Annotated in this window: 16 protein-coding genes; 9 read left to right on the plus strand and 7 right to left on the minus strand. The window is 62.0% G+C overall.

Annotation, left to right across the window (positions count from 1 at the left end; genetic code table 11):
- Window positions 1-3: 3 nt before the first annotated feature.
- The 7 genes from B2828_RS03990 (at window position 4) to B2828_RS04020 (ending at window position 6,488) form a co-directional block, all read left to right on the plus strand.
- On the plus strand, window positions 4-1,716 hold the full coding sequence (locus B2828_RS03990; RefSeq protein ID WP_479632399.1) for a GspE/PulE family protein: 1,713 nt from the start codon (window positions 4-6) through the stop codon (window positions 1,714-1,716).
- An 84-nt stretch (window positions 1,717-1,800) separates the two neighbouring features.
- Window positions 1,801-2,877: a type IV pilus twitching motility protein PilT gene (locus B2828_RS03995; RefSeq protein WP_479632400.1), complete on the plus strand. Its 1,077-nt coding sequence runs from the start codon at window positions 1,801-1,803 to the stop codon at window positions 2,875-2,877.
- A 32-nt stretch (window positions 2,878-2,909) separates the two neighbouring features.
- Window positions 2,910-4,127 carry a type IV pilus twitching motility protein PilT gene (locus tag B2828_RS04000; protein ID WP_479632401.1) on the plus strand — a complete coding sequence of 406 codons (1,218 nt, stop codon included), beginning with the start codon at window positions 2,910-2,912 and terminating at the stop codon, window positions 4,125-4,127.
- Between the two features lie 21 nt (window positions 4,128-4,148).
- A complete protein-coding gene (locus B2828_RS04005) occupies window positions 4,149-4,604 on the plus strand; it encodes a hypothetical protein (RefSeq protein ID WP_479632402.1) in 456 nt (151 codons plus the stop codon).
- A 91-nt stretch (window positions 4,605-4,695) separates the two neighbouring features.
- On the plus strand, window positions 4,696-5,034 hold the full coding sequence (locus B2828_RS04010; protein ID WP_479632403.1) for a P-II family nitrogen regulator: 339 nt from the start codon (window positions 4,696-4,698) through the stop codon (window positions 5,032-5,034).
- 36 nt (window positions 5,035-5,070) lie between these two features.
- Entirely contained in the window at window positions 5,071-5,868 is a 798-nt protein-coding gene (locus B2828_RS04015; protein ID WP_479632404.1) for an undecaprenyl-diphosphate phosphatase, read from the plus strand.
- An 11-nt stretch (window positions 5,869-5,879) separates the two neighbouring features.
- On the plus strand, window positions 5,880-6,488 hold the full coding sequence (locus tag B2828_RS04020; protein WP_479632405.1) for a DJ-1/PfpI family protein: 609 nt from the start codon (window positions 5,880-5,882) through the stop codon (window positions 6,486-6,488).
- 57 nt (window positions 6,489-6,545) lie between these two features.
- Here the strand turns inward: B2828_RS04020 and B2828_RS04025 are convergent, their stop codons facing one another.
- From B2828_RS04025 to B2828_RS04050, 6 genes are all read right to left on the minus strand, one after another.
- A complete protein-coding gene (locus tag B2828_RS04025; protein WP_479632406.1) occupies window positions 6,546-7,751 on the minus strand; it encodes a glycosyltransferase in 1,206 nt (401 codons plus the stop codon).
- A complete protein-coding gene (gene obgE, locus B2828_RS04030; protein ID WP_479632407.1) occupies window positions 7,751-8,905 on the minus strand; it encodes a GTPase ObgE in 1,155 nt (384 codons plus the stop codon). The genes B2828_RS04025 and obgE overlap by 1 nt, the downstream gene beginning before the upstream one ends.
- 423 nt (window positions 8,906-9,328) lie before the next feature.
- Window positions 9,329-10,117 carry a lysophospholipid acyltransferase family protein gene (locus B2828_RS04035; RefSeq protein ID WP_479632408.1) on the minus strand — a complete coding sequence of 263 codons (789 nt, stop codon included), beginning with the start codon at window positions 10,115-10,117 and terminating at the stop codon, window positions 9,329-9,331.
- A gap of 218 nt (window positions 10,118-10,335) precedes the next feature.
- Entirely contained in the window at window positions 10,336-11,118 is a 783-nt protein-coding gene (locus B2828_RS04040) for a GNAT family N-acetyltransferase (RefSeq protein WP_479632409.1), read from the minus strand.
- Window positions 11,119-11,167: 49 nt separating this feature from the next.
- Window positions 11,168-12,439 carry a spinster family MFS transporter gene (locus B2828_RS04045; RefSeq protein ID WP_479632410.1) on the minus strand — a complete coding sequence of 424 codons (1,272 nt, stop codon included), beginning with the start codon at window positions 12,437-12,439 and terminating at the stop codon, window positions 11,168-11,170.
- Window positions 12,440-12,505: 66 nt separating this feature from the next.
- Window positions 12,506-13,078 (minus strand): L,D-transpeptidase, encoded by a 573-nt coding sequence (locus B2828_RS04050; RefSeq protein WP_479632411.1) that lies wholly within the window; start codon window positions 13,076-13,078, stop codon window positions 12,506-12,508.
- A 248-nt stretch (window positions 13,079-13,326) separates the two neighbouring features.
- On the opposite strand from B2828_RS04050, the gene B2828_RS04055 reads away from it, so the two are divergent.
- Window positions 13,327-14,049: a CE1 family esterase gene (locus B2828_RS04055; protein WP_479632412.1), complete on the plus strand. Its 723-nt coding sequence runs from the start codon at window positions 13,327-13,329 to the stop codon at window positions 14,047-14,049.
- A 16-nt stretch (window positions 14,050-14,065) separates the two neighbouring features.
- Here the strand turns inward: B2828_RS04055 and B2828_RS04060 are convergent, their stop codons facing one another.
- Complete coding sequence (locus tag B2828_RS04060; RefSeq protein ID WP_479632413.1) at window positions 14,066-15,370, minus strand: ATP-dependent 6-phosphofructokinase; 1,305 nt, start codon at window positions 15,368-15,370, stop codon at window positions 14,066-14,068.
- A 146-nt stretch (window positions 15,371-15,516) separates the two neighbouring features.
- Between B2828_RS04060 and B2828_RS04065 the strand changes: the two genes are divergently transcribed.
- Complete coding sequence (locus B2828_RS04065) at window positions 15,517-17,409, plus strand: amino acid permease (protein ID WP_479632414.1); 1,893 nt, start codon at window positions 15,517-15,519, stop codon at window positions 17,407-17,409.
- The last annotated feature ends 5 nt before the right edge of the window (window positions 17,410-17,414 follow it).

Raw genomic sequence — 17,414 nt, forward strand, 5'->3', positions numbered from 1 at the left:
GCCATGGCCGCCAAAAGTTTCGGAGAACGCATCGCCGACATCCTCATCGAGGATGGGCTGCTCACGCCCGCGCAGCTCGAAGAAGCCACCGCGCTGCAAAAACAGCAGGGCGGGCGCATCGTCAAGCTCTTAACCAGCAACGGCTACGTCACCGAGGCCGACATGGCCATCTCCATGGGCCGCTGCCTGGACGTCCCGCCCATTAACCTCTCGAAAGTCCACCCGCCCGACGACCTCGCCACGCTCATCCCGAAGGAAATCTCCCGCAACCTGAAGCTCGCGCCCATCTGCAAGCTCGGAGGGAAACTCTTCGTGGCCATGGCCGACCCGATGAACGTGCTCGCCATCGACGACCTACGCCAGCGCACCAAGCTGGAGATCGTCCCGATGATCGCCACCGAAAAGGCCATCGACGACGCCCTCTCCGGCGTCAACACCGGCATGGCCATGGACGCCGTCATGCGCGACGCCGCCGAGGAGGCCGACTCCGGCGTCGAGCAGGTCAAACAGAGGACCGACAACCTCGACCTCGATGAGATGCAGAACCAGAGCGAGGACGGCCCCGTCATCAAGGTGGTCAACATGATCCTCGTCCAGGCCATCAAGGAAAAGGCGTCGGACATCCACATCGAGCCGTTCGAAAAGTCCATCAAACTGCGCTACCGCGTCGACGGCAACCTCGTCGAAGCCAGCTCGCCGCCGAAATCGCTCCAGCTGCCGATGGCCTCGCGCATTAAAATCCTCGCCGGGCTCGATATTTCCGAGCGCCGCCTGCCGCAGGACGGCCGCTTCCGCATCCGCGTGGCGGGCAAGGAGATCGACCTCCGTATTTCGTTCCTGCCGACCGTCTATGGCGAAAAAATCGTCATCCGTCTCCTCGACAAAAGCGCCCTCTGCGGCTCCGTGCGCAGCCTCGGCCTCGACGACCGCACCATGGCGCAGTTCCAGGGCGCCATCGACGCCCCGCACGGGATGATCCTCGTCACGGGCCCCACCGGGTCCGGTAAAACCACGACCTTGTACTCCGTCCTCCAGGAACTCAATCACCCCGAGTACAACATCGTCACCGTCGAGGACCCCGTGGAATACCAGCTCGTGGGCATCAACCAGGTGGCCGTGAAATCCGAGATCGGCCTCACCTTTGCGAGCGCGCTTCGCTCGATTTTGCGTCAGGACCCCGACATCGTCATGATCGGTGAAATTCGTGACCAGGAAACCGCCGACATCGCCGTCAAAGCCGCGCTCACCGGCCACCAGGTCTTGAGCACGCTCCACACCAACGACGCCGCCGGGGCCATCAGCCGCCTGGATGACATGGGCATCGAGCCCTTCCTGCTCTCCTCCTCCATCCTGCTCACCTGCGCCCAGCGTCTCGTGCGCCGGATTTGCACCAACTGCAAAGAAGAGTTCATCCCCGAGCCCGAAGTCTTCCAAAAGCTGGAAATCCCCGAGCTCATCGGCCAGACCTTTTACCACGGAGCCGGGTGCGACCGCTGCAAAGGCCGCGGCTACTCCGGCCGCGCCGCCGTGCTCGAAGTCCTGCCGGTGAGCGAAGCCATCCGCAAACTGATCGTCAAGCGCGCCTCGGCCTCCGTCATCAAGTTGCAAGCCGTGCAGGAAGGCATGAAAACCCTGCGCATGGCCGGTATTGACAAAGCGCGTGAAGGGATTACGACCTTGGAGGAAGTCCTGCGCACCACGGCGGAAGACGCCTAGCCAACCCCACTGGCCGCAATACTGGCACCCCTCATGCTTCATCTTCAGTATTCCGAACCTTAGCCCCTATTTTCCCCATTCACCATGGCCCGTATTGATACGTTCTTTCGCTTCATGATGGAGCAGAAGGCGTCAGACCTTCACCTCTCCACCGGCAACCAACCCATCCTCCGCATCAACGGCGAACTCGTTCGCGTTGACGCCCCTCCCCTCGAAAACGACGACCTCAAGGCCCTCGTCTACGAAATCGCGCCAGAAGCCAAGATCAAGCTCTACGAAGAAACCGGTGACGTCGACTTCGGCTACGAATACCCCGGCATGGCCCGCTTCCGCGCCAACTTCTTCAACCAAAAAAACGGCATCGCCGCCGTCTTCCGCCTGATCCCCAGCAAAGTCTTCACATTGGAGGACCTGGGGCTGCCGCCGGTCTTGAAGAAATTTGCCATGCTCCGCAAAGGCCTGGTGCTCGTCACCGGCCCCACCGGATCCGGTAAATCCACCACACTCGCCGCCATCATCGACTACGCCAACGTCCACCGCAAAGAGCACATCATCACCATTGAGGACCCGATCGAGTTCGTCCACCAGTCCCAGAACTCGCTCGTGAACCACCGCGAAGTCGGCGTCAACACCAAGTCCTTCGCCGCCGCCCTGCGCGGAGCCCTGCGCGAAGACCCCGACATCATTCTGGTCGGCGAAATGCGCGACCTGGAGACCATCGAACTGGCCCTCACCGCCGCCGCCACCGGCCACTTGGTCTTCGGCACCCTGCACACCTCCAACGCCCCGAAAACCATCGACCGTATCATCGACGTCTTCCCCACCAACCAGCAGAACCAGATCCGCGCGACCCTGGCCGAGTCCCTCAAAGGCGTCATCGCTCAGAACCTCTTTAAGCGCATCGACAAACCCGGGCGCGTCGCCGCCCTCGAAATCCTGGTCGTCGACAGCCCCATCGGCAACCTGATCCGCGAGGCCAAGACCCACCAGATCCCCGGCATGATGCAGGTCGGCAAAAAGAAAGGCAACCAGCCCATCGACGACGCCATCGTCGAACACCTCCGAGCCGCCCGCATCTCCCCCGAAGAAGCCTACGACAAGGCCACCGACAAAAAGAAATTCCGCGCGCTACTCAAAGACCCGCCCGACGACGACGAATAGCCCCACCCCGGCGCACCCAGGAAAATTTTCGCATGAGAAAGCCCGACCTCGACTCCATCCTGACCAGCATGATCGAATCCTACGAGGGGATCTCGGATTTGATCTTCGCCGTGGGCCGCCCGCTGCAAGTGGAAGCCCAGGGCCAGCTCAAGCCCGTCCGGACCAAGCACAACATCAACGCGCTCACCCCCATCCAGGTCGAGCAAATCGCGCTTTCCTTAATCCGCGACGACCGTCGCCTCCTGAGTAACCTCATCCGCACCGGCTCGTGTGACTGCGGCTACGGCATCAACGACCGCTCCCGTTTCCGCGTCAACATCTTCCGGCAGCGCGGCAACTGGGCCATCGTCATGCGGCGGCTGCAGACCGAGATGCCCTCCATCCAAACCCTCAGCCTCCCCCCCATCTTCATGGACATGGTGGAGGAAAAAAACGGCCTCATCCTCATCACCGGGGCCACCGGCAGCGGCAAAACCACCACCTTGGCCGCGCTCCTCAACGAAATCAACCGCACCAAGCCGATCCACATCGTCACCCTCGAGGACCCGATCGAGTTCGTCCACCGGCACCAGAAAGCCACCTTCAACCAGCGCGAGCTCGGCGCCGACTTCGACAGCTTCCCCAACGGCCTGCGTGCCGCCCTGCGCCAGGCCCCCAAAGTCATCCTCGTGGGCGAAATGCGCGACCGGCCCACCGTGGAAATTGCCCTTACCGCCGCCGAAACCGGCCACCTCGTCTTGAGCACGCTCCACACCATCGACGCGGGCCAGTCCATCAGCCGCATCCTGGGCATGTTCAACCGCGAAGAGGAAAAGCAGCTCCGCCTGCGCCTCTCGGAAATGCTCAAATACATCGTCAGCCAGCGCCTCGTACCCAGGAAAGACGGCAGCGGCCGCTACCTGCTCATGGAAGTCATGGGCAACAACCTCCGCACCAAAGAAGCCGTCGCCCTGGGCGAAACCGAGAGCCGCGAATTCTACACCATCATCCAGGACAGCCACCCCTTCGGCTGGATGACCTTCGACCAGTGCATCTGCCACGCTTACGAGACCGAAACCCTCGACGAAACCACCGCACTCGCCTACGCCACCCGCAAAGGCATCGTACAGCGGCACATCGACCAGGTTAAAAAAGAGCGCGGCCTGGAAAAAGACAACCGCACCAACCTCCGCCTCGACTCCTCCTCCAGCCTCAGCCTGCAAGGAGAACGCTCCAAGGATACCCCGAAACGCAGCCTCTTTGGCCTGTAGTAAACCTCCCAAAAGCGCCCCATGTCCGAACCGTACAATCCCCGAGAATTCACCGCGCTCCTCTGCTGCGATGACGCCGACTTGATCGCCAGCGCCACCGACCAGATGACCGCGCTCGGCTTCGCCATCGAAACCGCCGAAACCTCCGAAGCCGCCCTTTCCGCCCTGCACAACCAGCTCTGCGACATCGTCGTCGTCACCGAAAACTTCGGCGGGAGCGACGCCTTTACCAACTCCGTCCTCTCCGAAATCAACGAATTTACCCAGGAACTGCGGCGCTCCATCTTCGTCGTCGTCATCAGCCCGAACCGCAAGACTCTTGCCGAAATCGACGCCTTCGCCCTCAGCGCCGACCTGATCTTGAACCCCCAGGACCTGCCCCGGCTCCAGGGCTTGGTAGGCCAGGGGCTAACCCGCAAGGAAGAGTTCTACCGCGTCTATCGGGCGGTCGAAAAACAGATCCAGCAGGAAATCTAGGGCCTATCACCGGGGTCGCCTGACACTTTTTTGGCACAACCCAACCCTTCGGCTTGCAAAGCGAGCCTCTCCGGCCTAAGCAAGAAACTGCATGAAAAAAATCGAGGCGATCATCAAACCATTCAAGATGGAAGACGTGAAAGAATCCCTGGCCGAAATCGGCGTTGAGGGGATGACCGTCACCGAGGTCAAAGGGTTCGGCCGCCAGAAAGGGCACACCGAAATCTACCGCGGCAGCGAATACACGGTCGATTTTCTTCCCAAAATGAAAATCGAGCTCGTGCTCCCCGATGAACGCGCCGAGCGCGCGGTGGCCGCCATTGTGCGGGCCGCCAAGACCGGCAAAATCGGCGACGGCAAAGTCTTCGTCTCCAAAGTAGAGGAAGCGATCCGCATCCGCACGGACGAACGCGGCGAAACCGCAGTGTAGTCTTTCCCGGAAGCCCTTCGCCTTACCCAAACCCACATGGCATCCTGGCTGGTTGTTGTTTTGCTCGGCATGATCGAGGGTCTTACCGAGTTTATACCCGTGTCCTCAACCGGCCATCTTTTGCTGGCCGAACAGTGGCTCCCCAAACAGAGCGAACTCTTTAACGTCGTCATCCAGTGCGGCGCGATGCTCGCCCTGCTGCCGATCTTTTCCCGGCGCCTTCGGGAAATGTTCTTTAAAATCGGCGAACCGGCCAACCGGGACCTTTTCTTAAAGCTCGTCGTCGCCTTCGGGATCACCGGTGCGGGCGGGCTGCTCATGAAAAAGCTCGGGTTTGCCCTGCCCCAGGACCCGATGCCCATCGCTTGGGCCACTTTCATCGGCGGGTTTGTCATCCTGGCCGTGGAACGCTGGGTCAACGGGCGCAATCTCCCCGATGATATCACCTGGACCGTGGCGATTACCGTGGGGGTGGCACAGCTCATCGCCGCCGCATTTCCCGGCTCCTCGCGTTCCGGCACCACCATCATGATGGCCCTCGCCATCGGGCTCAACCGGCCCCGGGCCACGGAATTCTCCTTCCTGCTGGGCATCCCGACCATGTTTGCCGCGGGCCTCTTCGAGATCCACCATGAGCTGCACAACGCCCCTCCCGGCGCCCACGAAAGCTGGGGCTTGGTGCTCCTCGGCACGGCAGTTTCGGCTGTTATGGCCTTCATCGTGGTGAAATGGCTGATCCATTTCGTCAAAAGCCACACCTTCCGGGGCTTCGCCGCCTACCGGATCATCATGGGCGCGGCCATGCTCTGGTACTTCTGGCCCCATAAAGCGTAGAAAGTGGTTTCATGCACAGCACTCCCACGGAGATCACTGCTGTTATTTTTCCCGGTTTTGAGCTTCTAGACCTTTACGGGCCACTGGAGCTATTGGGCCTTCTGGGGGACCGGGTAAAAATCTCTGTCGCGGCCGAGCAACCTGGGATTGTCGAAAGCAGCCTAAAAGTAAGGAGCGTTGCCGATATTGCGATATCGGAGGTCGCGCGAACTGACATTTTGCTGGTTCCGGGAGGAAGGGGCACCCGAACCGAAATTTCCAACCCCTCGTTGCTGAGCCAGCTTCAGCGGCTGAGCCAGTCGGCAAAATACACCGCAAGTGTTTGCACCGGCTCGGTGCTCTTGGCAAAAGCAGGGTTACTTGATGGAGTCAAAGCCACGTCAAACAAGCGCGCATTTGACTGGGTTGTTTCCCAGGGCCCAAAAGTGCATTGGATCCGAACCGCCCGCTGGGTTGAAGACGGAAAATTCTTCACCGCGTCCGGCATTTCCGCAGGAATCGACATGGCATTGGCTCTGATCGGTCGGCTTTTCAGTCCCGAGATTCGAGACGAGGCGGCCACCCGCGCGGAATACATTTGGAACAGGGAAAGCACCAACGACCCGTTCGCCGTAGTTTAAATTTCAAAAACGCGGGCTGCGCTTTGTTGCCCGCGCGCTTTTAGCGCACCTGGTCCCTCACACGTGAGCCAAGGCTCGCAGGGCGCGCTCGGGGGCGGGCTTGCCAAGTTCGCGAGCTTCGTCGTAGCTGGCCTCCAGCTTGGCGATGGCCCGGCTCGGAGCAAACTCCTCACGGACACTCAGCGAGGCGCGGCGGCCCATCTCAAACGCCTGCTCAGGCGAGGCCGCAAGGTATTTCAGCGCCTGGGCCAGCGCGGCGTTGTCGCGTTCGGGCACCAGGAAACCGGTTTCCCCATCCTCGACCGCCTCGGGAATGCCGCCATGCAGCGTTGCCGCCACGGGGAGGCCGGTCGCCATGGCCTCCAGCATCGAGTTCGGGATGCCCTCCTGGTCTTTCTTCTCCGTCAACTCGCTCGGATGCAGGAAGATATGAGACTCCGCGTAGAGCCGGTTGAGGTCGCTCTGGCCCAGGAAACCGGTAAAACGGAGCGCCTTGGCAATCTTCAGCTGGCTGGCCATGTGCCGCAGCTCCTCCCGCATCGGCCCGTCTCCGGCGATGGTGAAGGTGGATTGGGGGTAAAGGCGATGAAACTCGGCAAAGGCGCGCAGGGAAGTGCGAAGGCCTTTTTTGGCAATGAGCCGGCAGCTCTGGACCAGCCGCCAAGCGCCATCCTCCGGAGCCCGGCGCTCCACAAAGGGGAAATCATCCAGCGGAATCCCCGTGCGGTTGAGGCGGATTTTCTCCTTCGGGCAGCCAAGATCCACCAAGCGGTCCGCCAGTGACTGCGAGCGCGCGAGGACCAGCGGCACCAGCGTAAAAAGCTCCCACATCCGGTCGAGATAACCCCGATCCTGGAGCCGGGGCATTACATCGGCCCCGTGGAAGGAAACGATGCAGGGCTTATCCCACTTTTCCACAAACTGGCGCAGGTGGACGCCGATGTGGCCAAAGTAAATGTGCATCAGGTCGGCCGGTTTCGTCTCGAAAAGCCGCACCAGCTGATCCAGTTCGCCCCGGTACTGGAGCGACGGCACCCGCTTGATGTACTTCAGATAAAAGCGGCGCAAGACCGGCTGCGGCGGCTTGGGCAGCAAGATGAGATCGTCATACGGAAACCGTTGAGCTCCCAGCCGCTGTTGCGTCACTACAAAGGTATTGTAGCGCTGCAATGCAGTGACCTGCCGGTAGATGTGGCGCATCTCCGGCTTCAGAAATATTCCGCAATAACTGGCGACGACGGGTTTTTCCGATTCAGCAAACATTATTGAGGAATCGAGGAAGAACCGATATCGGTCGTATCGGATCCCCTATTTTCCTCAAATAAATGCCGGAACAGGCTCGCTTTGACTTCCTCGACCCCCTCGCCCAGTTCGGCGGAAATGGGGATGATCTCCCGTTTCGGGAAACGGGCGTTGAAATGGCGCAGATTTTCCTCTGCCGCCGGATCGTCCATTTTATTGGCAATGATCAGCCAGGGACGGTCGGGCAGGGTCGGATCGTAAAGCTCCAGTTCGCGCCGCAGGTTGCCGAGATCCTCGACAGGGTTGCGCCCGTCGGTACCGGCCATGTCGATGACGAACAGAAGGATGCGGCAGCGCACGATGTGGCGCAGGAACTCGTGCCCCAGCCCGACGTTCTCGTGGGCTCCGTCCACGAGGCCGGGAATGTCGGCCACGGCGGCGCGGTGAAAGCCCGGGAACTCGACGATGCCCACCAGCGGGTGGAGCGTGGTGAAGGGGTACGGCGCGACCTTCGGGTGGGCGGAGGAAAGCTTGCCCAGCAAGGTCGATTTTCCCGCGTTGGGGTAGCCGACCAGCCCGGCGTCGGCGATTTTACGCAATTCCAGGAGGAAATACCCTTCCTCGCCCTTTTCGCCCGGGTCCCACTGGCGCGGGGCGCGGTTGCGCGAACTCTTAAAGTGGAGGTTGCCCCGGCCGCCGTCGCCGCCTTTGCAAAGAATCAGCTGGGCCCCCTCGTGGTCGAGGTCGGCGATCATCTCCAGCTCGCCCGAGGCCACGGCCCCGGCGGCCTGCTGGCCAACGCTTGAGGGAGCGGCTTCCGCTTCTGTGTCTTCCTGTTCCCAGTTCTGGGGCTTCGGAGCGAAGGGCGATACGCCCTCCGGGAGCCGGTAGACAATGGTGCCGATGGGGACCTTGATGATCCGGTTTTCGGCCGCTCTGCCGTATTTCTGTTTGCCCATGCCCCGGGCGCCGTTCTTGGCTTTCAGGATCGGCTCGAAAAAGAATGGCGTCAGATTGTCGATCTGAGGATCGGCAACGAAGATGATATGGCCGCCCCGGCCGCCGTCCCCGCCGTCAGGGCCGCCTTTGGGCACGAATTTTTCCCTTCGGAAGCTGCAGCTTCCGTCTCCCCCGTCGCCAGCCTTGGCATAAATTTTAATGTGGTCGACAAACATGGTCAGTGATGGTTTCCGGAGGGTTCAAATCTCAGCCGGGAGGTCCTTATATACGGGCGGGGTAGTCCCGGCAATTTTTCTTTCATGATTGTGCGCCGGGAGGGGGCAAAGCGCCCTACAGACTTTCCCGCATGAAGGGAACAGGTCGCCATCTGGCTTTGGGATGCGAATTCCTATCAAACGCCGAAAAACGATGAGTCGCCGTCTTGTTCATCCCACCCATCTCTCGTTTAGACAGCTCAACCTCCTCGAGAAGATCAACGCCCGCGAGGAAGCCCTCGTCTTCTCATGGAAGCAGGTGATCCGCCCGGAATTCCTGGGCGGTGCGGTTCTGGGGCTGGCGCTCGGGTTCTCTTTTTCCGTCTACTATCTCTCCAACCAGGCCAACGGCCTCGCCGCCGCCGCCCGGATCAGCCACCCAGCCTATACGCTCTCCGCGGCTGCCGAACCGGCGGCAACCTCCAACCCGCCCAGCCTGGAAACGGATTCGCGCAAGGCGGATGCCAGCGCCTTCCGGTCGGCTCCCGGCTCGACGGAGGCCCCGTAGCTGATGCTCGCGAAAATGCGCCTCCGGCCCAGCAGCCGGAATAGGTGGAGCCCAAAAACGGTCTCGGGCCGGTAATAGGCCACGTCGTCCTCTACGGTGCCGTCCCCGGGTTCCAGGCTGTAGCGGATAAAGGCGGGCGTGACCTTCCAGCAATGCTCGACGATGGGGGCCAGGAGGGAGGGCCGAAAGGGGAGCAGGCCGCTGCCGTCCGAGCTGGTCCCTTCCGGAAAAAACGTCAGGACGTTGCCCGAACTGACGACTCGGGGCATTTCGTCGGCCACGCGCTGTACGTCTTTGCGCACTTCGCGCCGGATAAAGAGCGTGCCCGCCCAGCGGGTCAGCGGGCCAAAGATAGGCCAGTTCTCCACCTCGGCCTTGGAGATGAAGACCAGCGGGGTGCGGGTCGCATGGACGATGATGTCGATGTAGCTGATGTGGTTGCTGACGAGCACGCCCTCCCGGGGGGGCTCTCCTTCGTAGGTAGCCTGGATCCCGAGCACCCAGGCCATACGCCGCGCGGTGACGTGCATCCAGAGCGAGCAGGATCTCACCGAGGCGGCCTTCCCCGCCCACTTGACTGTGAAATAGTAGCGTAGGGTCGCCTCAAAGCATACGCACAGCACGCCCAGGAGCCGCAGGAATATCAAACAGAAACGCCTCAACATGCGGCCAGTTTAGCCGATTCCGCCGGTTTCGAAAATAGTTACTGCGGAAAGCCTTTAGGGCACCTCTAGAAACCGGGGTATGGCAGCCATGAAGGATTTTTGATGACCTTTTGGCCCCATTTTTCGGGCAATATTGATGAATATTGACTGAAAAATGGGGCCAAAAGGGCGCAAAAAGACAAAATGGATGACATGCCGCCGGTTTCCAGAGGTGCCCTTTACTTCAGCTCGTAGCGGGAGGCGACGCGTTCCGGCAGGGCCAGGACGTCCACCCAGGTAAGGAAATCAATGGTCTTGAACTCAGAGTCGATGGCCGGTTGCCCGCAAATCTTCGCCCCGATGGAGAAATAGGCGCTCATCAGCTTGGGCGCGCGGACGGGGGTGGGGTCGGTGCGCTCGCCCTGGCACTCGAAGCCCGGCATGGGGTGCGTGACCCACTCGGGAGCGGCGAGGTGGCGCTCTTTCAAGGCGTGGTAGAGGGCGAGGCCTTCGGCCGGGTCCTGCGAGGTGAGCGACGAGCAGCCCATCAAGTAGCGGCCGTTGTGCTCCTTGGCGTAGTGGGCGATGCCCTTCCAGAGGAGGCCCAGGACGACGAGGTTGCGGTGACGGCGATGCACGCAGGCGCGGCCCAGCTCGACAATCTCGGAAGCGCGTCCCAGGAAGGGGCCAAAATCAAACTCCCGGGCGCTGTAGAACCCGGACCCGGCGAGCGCCCGGTCGCCCATTTGCACTCGGTAGGTGCCGACCAGCGTGTTGCTGGCGATATCCTCGACCAAAAGGTGGTCGCACACGGCATCGAACTCATCGACGTCGAGCCCGCTTACGACGGCGCTGGAGAGCCCTTCGCCCAGCTCGACGTTGAAGATTTCGTAGCGCAAGCGCTGCGCCGCTTCGACGTCACGGGTGGAATCCGCGAGCCGCAGACGGTAAAGCTGTTGAGTCCTGGATGTGGAAAGCCTATCGGCAACGGAGGCTGCCGTGGCAGCGGTTGGGGTGCTCATGTTCCTGGTGGTTTTATTGCGAGATCATGAAGCCCTCATGACAGCCTTGTTACGATTCCGTAAAATGGGGGGTCGCTTCGGCTGTCTCAGAGTCACTTACGAAGTATTTTGCCCCCGCGAACCAAAAAAGTCCAGCGATTGCGATCATGACCGAAACGGCCAGGAAGGCGGCGTTCATCTGCCAGCGGTCGGCGATCGCTCCGATAAGGGGGGGCGATATGGCGTCGCCCAGGGCGTGAATGAGGAAAATATTGACCGCAAAGGCGGTGGAGCGGATGGCGGGCGAGGTCACTTCCACGAGCGCGGCATTGGCGGGGCCGGTGTTGAAGAAAAGGAAAAACTCCACCCCAAAGAGCATCCACCAGAACCATGGGAACGGGGTGAAAAGCATGGCGGCGGTGAGCGGAAAGGCGATCATCATCCCCATGCCTGAGACCCAGAAGTAAGCGCCCGGCAGGCGGCGTTTGAGGGCGTCGGAGAGCCACCCTCCGGCGAAGGTCGCCAGGAGCCCGGCGGCCACGGTGATGGCGCCGAAGCGCAGGTTGATCGCCCCCAGGTCGGGCTGGCCCCGGTATTCGTGAATATAGGCGGGTACCCAGAAGGAGAGGCCGCCGATGGAGAAGGTCATGGCCGTCATGGCGGCGGTGTTCAGGAGGAAGGAGCGGTTCCCCCACAGGCTGCGCAGGACTTCGCGAAGCGGCACGCCCCGGGCGCGTTTTTCCGCTTTGCCTCCCTTTCGAGGCTCGCGCATCAGGACGCAAAGCGCGGCCAGGATCAGCCCGGGAATGGTGACGAGGTAGAACGGCCAGCGCCAACCGAACGCCTTGCCAATGACGCCGCCGAGGACGTACCCAAGCGCGCTGCCGACCGGGATGGCCAGGTAGAAGAGCGAGAGGACGCGGCCCCGGGCCGAGGGGTCAAAGTAATCGGCAATGAGCGTGGGACCGGCGGGCCCGTAGCTCGACTCCCCCACCCCAACGAAAATGCGGGTCAAAAACAGTACGGCGAACGAGGCCGCCAGCCCCGAGGCTCCGCTGGCGAGGCTCCAGAGGCCCACGCCCACGCCGACCAGGACCCAGCGCGAATAACGGTCGGCGAGCCAGCCGAATACCGGGGCTAGCACCATGTAGCTGACGAGAAAGGCCGTGACGAGCATGCCGGTCTTGGCCATGGCCGAGGGATCGCCCGGCGCGAAGAAGGCGCGGCGTACCTCGGGCTCGACGGCCGCGAGGATGTACCGGTCGATGTAGTTGAAAAGGTTGATCGCCAGCAGCAGCGACAGAGCGCGCCATGCGCCGGGAAGCCGGGTTTGGAGTGACATGGGAGCCGGGATTCAATCAGGCGCGCGAGCGATGCGCCAGCGGGAAGTGCTTTGCGGCCTGGCGGCCTATGACATCATCCGCCCGAGCCAGCCGAGGAAGCCGGAATGCCCCTTGGGGGGCTGGATGACCACGCGGGTACCGACCTGCACGAGTTTATAAAGCTCCACGACGTCCTGCGAGCGCATGCGGATGCAGCCCCAGCTCACCGGTTTGCCGATGCGGTCTTCCTCGACCGTGCCGTGAATCCAGATGCCGCGCTGGCGCGCGTGGCAGTTCTGCGCTTCAAGGCCCTTGAGGCGGATCACACGCGTTACGATTGGATCACGCCCGGGAGCATTCGGTGGCAGCACTTCGCCGGTCGGTTTGCCGCCTTTGATCACCGCGCCCACGGGAAGATTTTCGCCGGATTTGTCACAGACTTCCAAAATGCCCGCGGGCGTTTTGTAGCTGCGCATTTCGTCGCCGAGACCGAACCGGGAAGTGGAGATTTTGTATTTCGCCACTTCCTGGCCGTCCTTGAGGATGATCATCTGTTGATCATCCACGTTGACGACGACCTCGGGGACGTTCGCACGACCGACGCCCGGCAGGGCCAGGGCGGCAAGCAATACGAGTGCAGGAAGGAGATACCGGCGCATACGCCTCTTTGTACTAATCTGGATGCCATTAGTGAATTGAATTTTGCGATTTTCACGCAATTGTAACAATTTTTTGCGTAACCCAATTCATGAACCCGGCGTTTATCAGCTTGTATATGGCACCGTTTATCCGGCCAATCATAGGTATGCCCCACTATTTTCGAAGGTTCCGGAAATTATTACCGCTGTTACTCGGCTGTTTATTCCTAGCCACCGCGCAAGCCTTGGAGCCGTTGGAGCGAACGTGGATGATCGACGGGCAACGGCGCGAGGCGCTCCTTTTCCTCCCCGCTCAAACGACGGCGGCACCCACGGTTTTTGTATTTCACGGCCACGGAGGCACGATGCAACATGCCGCGCGCACGATGGCCTTGCAGGCGCTCTGGCCCGAGGCCGTGGTGGTTTACATGCAGGGGCTGCCCACGGTGACTCCGCTGGTCGATCCCGAGGGACGCTTCCCCGGCTGGCAGATCCAGCCCGGCGCGGCGGGGGACCGCGATCTGCATTTTTTCGATTCGGTGCTGGCGACGCTGGAGCGCGATTATCACGTCGATCCCAAGCGCGTCTTTGCCTCGGGGCATTCCAATGGCGGCGTTTTTACTTACTTGCTGCTATCCGCGAGACCTGATGCGATTGCCGCCTTTGCGCCGTGTGCGGCGATTGCACCGCCCGGCACGCTCCGGTTTGCACAGCCAAAGCCGATCCTTCACGTGGCCGGGCAACAAGATGCGCTGGTCCGTTTTGAATGGCAGCAACGCACGATGGAGGTCGTCCGCCGATCGAATGGCTCGGAGGTTACGGGACGACCATGGGGGGCATCGGGCAGCGTGGTTGCGACGCTTTACCCGTCACCAACCGGCGCGCCTTTTATCGCGGCGATTCACCCCGGCGGCCATCCGTTTCCCGATGGAGCCGCCGATTTGATGGTCCGCTTTTTCAAGGAGCAGAGCGGGCTGCCTCCCGCACGGTAGCTGCTGTTACTTGCGCCTATTTGCAGTGCGGCTTGGGCCCGATGCTCGTGGGCTGGCCGGTGATTTCGCACACCGCCTGCCAGAGCTCGCCCTGAGGGTCCACCTTGCGGCGGCCGTGGATGACGAGGTCGATGGGCATGTTGACGTAGCGACCGTGCCAGCGGCCAACGAGCATGGCGGTCTTGCCTGCCATGGCGGCGTGGACGGCGTGCTGAGCGAGGAGCGAGCAGTAGACGTTGTCCTGCGTGGAGGCCGGGACGCTGCGGATGGTGTAGCTCGGGTCGATGTACTTAAGGGTATGCTCGACGCCGAGGCTCTTGAAGTGCTCGGAGATGCGGTCGCGCAGGTAGACGCCGATGTCTTCCAGCTTGCGGTTGCCGGAGGCGTCGACGCCTGCTTCGCCCACGAGGTTCTTGCCCGCGCCCTCGGCGACGACGATGACGGCGTGTTTGCGGAGGTTAAGGCGGCTTTGCAGGTGCTCGAAGAGGCCGCCGGGGCCTTCGAGTTTAAAGGGGACCTCGGGAATGAGGACGTAGTTGACTTCGCCGCAGGCGAGCGTGCCGAGGCAAGCGATGAAGCCGGAGTCGCGGCCCATGAGCTTGACGACGCCGATGCCGTTGAGGGCGCCCTGGGCTTCGGCGTGGGCGCAGAGGATGACTTTCACTGATTCGGCCACGGCGGTCTCGAACCCGAAGCACTTGTCGACGTACATGATGTCGTTGTCGATGGTCTTGGGGATGCAGACGACGGCTTTTTTAAGGCCGCGCTTCAAGATTTCGTCGGAGATCTCTCCGGCGCCGCGGATGCTGCCGTCACCGCCGATGACGAACAGGATGTCGATGCCCATGTCGTCGAGCGTATCGACCATGACGCCGACGTCCTGCGGGCCGCGCGAGGAGCCGAGCATGGTGCCGCCGAGCTTGTGGATGGAGACGACTTTCTCCGGCGTCAGCTGAACGGGAACGCGCCCGAAGCTGGGGACGAGGCCTTCGTAGCCGTAGCGGAAGCCGTAAATTTCTTTGATGCCGTAGTTGTAGGAGAGCACCATGACGAGGCTCCGGATGACGTCGTTGAGGCCGGGACAGAGGCCGCCGCAGGTGACGATGCCAGCTTTGGTCGTCTTCGGGTCAAAGAAAATTTTGCCGCGAGCGCCAGCCATTTCGAAGCTCGGAAGCGGCTCCTTCTTCTCAACGGCAGCTTTTACAGCTTCGACGGAATCGTCACAAAGCACCCGCTCGTCGTCGGTACGGAAGTGCTGGCCGCAGCGCATGAGCGGCGATGGATATTGGCACGGGCCAAGCGAGGTAATGGCAGTCTGCATGATGGGGGCCGTTTTATAGAGATAAAATCAAGATCGGGCAATCCCTGAAATGTCGGGAACCACCCAAACCTTGGCTTTCCCAGGGTCCGGAGGCGCTCGGGGGACGGCGCTGCGCCGATGAAAGGTGCAACTCCTTTTTTTACTACGTGGAACTATCCCTGGAAGGCCACCGGCCTAGAAATGTTGACTGGAAACGCGCTGCGGCGCTCCTTTATGGAGACTGGGGCACGAGCAAGGCCTATGTGACCGGCCTCGCCTTTCTGGCGGCGGGTTTTTCCTCGCTCTGGCTGATCCTGGCCGTCTGCGCGCTGACGGGCCTGGTGGCGGTGAATTATTCCGTGATCTGCCGCCATTTCCCCGACGGCGGGGGCGTTTACTCGGCGGCCCGCTCGCAGGGGCGGCTGCTGGCGGTGGTGGGGGCGCTGCTCTTGATTGCCGATCTGACGGTGACGGCGGCCTTGAGCGGCTGGTCGGGCTTGAGCTACCTGACGGCGAGCGCGGAGCAGGTGGCCTGGATCGGGTTTCTAAAGGAGCACATTGTTTTCGCAACGATCGCGGTGCTGCTTTTCATGGGCTGGCTGAACTCGTACGGCCCGAAGCACAGCGGCAGCCTGGCGGTGCTGCTCTCGGCGCCGGTGATGGCGGTGGTGCTCGTCTTGATCGGCGTCAGCGTGCCGCATCTGAGCCTTCACTACGTGGAGCCGCCGCACCAGAGCGCCGCCCGGGTGTGGGTGCAGTTTGTGGGGGTGATCCTGGCCTTAAGCGGCGTGGAGGCGATCGCCAATATGACGGGGGTGATGAAGCTCGACCCGGGTTCGACGCCGGAGCACCCGAAGGTGAACCGGGAATCGGCGCGGGCGATCTGGCCCATCGCGGCGGAGGTGGTCTTTGCGACGGCGATTCTCGGCTGGGCGATGACCTCGCTGCCCTCGGTGCTCGGCCCAAATCTCGGCCTGCACGATAAGGCCGCCTGGGTGGCGGTGATGGATAACCGCAGCGAGGATATGCTCCGGTTCATGGCCGAGCAGTACGGGGCGTCCACCGTTGCGCCCTGGTTCGGGACGTTCTTTGGCTGGATGGTGGGGATTTTGATGGCGCTGCTGCTTTTGAGCGCGGCGAATACGGCCATTGTGGCGCTGGTGGGGCTGATGTACATGATGGCGCGCGACGGGGAGATGCCCGTGGAGTTGACGCGCCTTAACCGCCACGGCGTGCCGTTCATTCCGCTGCTGGTGGCCGTTGGGCTGCCAATTATCGTGCTGCTCTCAGCGAGTAATTTCGCCTCGCTCGCGGGGCTTTACGCGATTGGCGTGGTCGGGGCCATTACGGTGAATTTGGGTTCGTGCGCCTCGAACCGGCACATCGGGTTCACGTGGTACGACCGGATGCTGTTTGCGCTCACGTTTTTGATTTTGTTCGCGGTGGAGTTCACGCTCGCCAAGACGAAGCCCGATGCGCTTTTTTTCGTAACCTGCGTGCTGCTGGTGGGCCTGGCATTCCGCGCGTACACGCTGAAACGGGCCGGGCTGACCAGCGTGACGGTCTCGCAGGAGCTGGCGGAGATTGTTACCCCGGAGGCGATCCACAAGCTCCAGCCGCACCTGAAGGAGGGGCAGAAGATCATGGTGGCCGCGCGGGGTTTGACGCCGGTGGTGCGCTTCGCCCTGGACGAGGCGCAGCTGCGCAAGGCCCAGCTCTGCGTGCTCTACGTGAAGGAGCTGGCGGTATTCCTGCCGCAAGGCCCGGCCTCGGGCCTGAGCCGGGGGCGCGCCCGGTGGCAGGAGGACCCGGCGGCGGCGGCGGTCATGTCGCTGGTACTCAAGGCCGGGACGGAGCGGGGCGTGGATGTGATGCCGATCTACGCCGTGAGCGACGCCCCGGCGGGGACGATCCTGGACTTGGCGGCGACCCTCGGCATTGATTTCCTGCTGCTGGGGGCGTCCCACCGCCTAAGCATGACGAAAATCCTCAAAGGCGACGTGATCTCGCAAGTCGCCGCGGGCTTACCGGAGGACATCCAGCTCATCATCCACGGCTGACCCTA

The organism is Spartobacteria bacterium UBA695 (assembly GCA_002298145.1).
Classification (GTDB): Bacteria; Verrucomicrobiota; Verrucomicrobiia; order Chthoniobacterales; family Chthoniobacteraceae; genus UBA695.

Excerpts from the sequence above, each read along its gene's own strand:
- B2828_RS03990 (WP_479632399.1), top strand. The coding sequence starts at position 4 with ATGGCCGCCAAAAGTTTCGGAGAACGCATCGCCGACATCCTCATCGAG.
- B2828_RS03995 (WP_479632400.1), top strand. The coding sequence starts at position 1,801 with ATGGCCCGTATTGATACGTTCTTTCGCTTCATGATGGAGCAGAAGGCG.
- B2828_RS04000 (WP_479632401.1), top strand. The coding sequence starts at position 2,910 with ATGAGAAAGCCCGACCTCGACTCCATCCTGACCAGCATGATCGAATCC.
- B2828_RS04005 (WP_479632402.1), top strand. The coding sequence starts at position 4,149 with ATGTCCGAACCGTACAATCCCCGAGAATTCACCGCGCTCCTCTGCTGC.
- B2828_RS04010 (WP_479632403.1), top strand. The coding sequence starts at position 4,696 with ATGAAAAAAATCGAGGCGATCATCAAACCATTCAAGATGGAAGACGTG.
- B2828_RS04015 (WP_479632404.1), top strand. The coding sequence starts at position 5,071 with ATGGCATCCTGGCTGGTTGTTGTTTTGCTCGGCATGATCGAGGGTCTT.
- B2828_RS04020 (WP_479632405.1), top strand. The coding sequence starts at position 5,880 with ATGCACAGCACTCCCACGGAGATCACTGCTGTTATTTTTCCCGGTTTT.
- B2828_RS04025 (WP_479632406.1), bottom strand. The coding sequence starts at position 7,751 with ATGTTTGCTGAATCGGAAAAACCCGTCGTCGCCAGTTATTGCGGAATA.
- obgE (WP_479632407.1), bottom strand. The coding sequence starts at position 8,905 with ATGTTTGTCGACCACATTAAAATTTATGCCAAGGCTGGCGACGGGGGA.
- B2828_RS04035 (WP_479632408.1), bottom strand. The coding sequence starts at position 10,117 with ATGTTGAGGCGTTTCTGTTTGATATTCCTGCGGCTCCTGGGCGTGCTG.
- B2828_RS04040 (WP_479632409.1), bottom strand. The coding sequence starts at position 11,118 with ATGAGCACCCCAACCGCTGCCACGGCAGCCTCCGTTGCCGATAGGCTT.
- B2828_RS04045 (WP_479632410.1), bottom strand. The coding sequence starts at position 12,439 with ATGTCACTCCAAACCCGGCTTCCCGGCGCATGGCGCGCTCTGTCGCTG.
- B2828_RS04050 (WP_479632411.1), bottom strand. The coding sequence starts at position 13,078 with ATGCGCCGGTATCTCCTTCCTGCACTCGTATTGCTTGCCGCCCTGGCC.
- B2828_RS04055 (WP_479632412.1), top strand. The coding sequence starts at position 13,327 with ATGATCGACGGGCAACGGCGCGAGGCGCTCCTTTTCCTCCCCGCTCAA.
- B2828_RS04060 (WP_479632413.1), bottom strand. The coding sequence starts at position 15,370 with ATGCAGACTGCCATTACCTCGCTTGGCCCGTGCCAATATCCATCGCCG.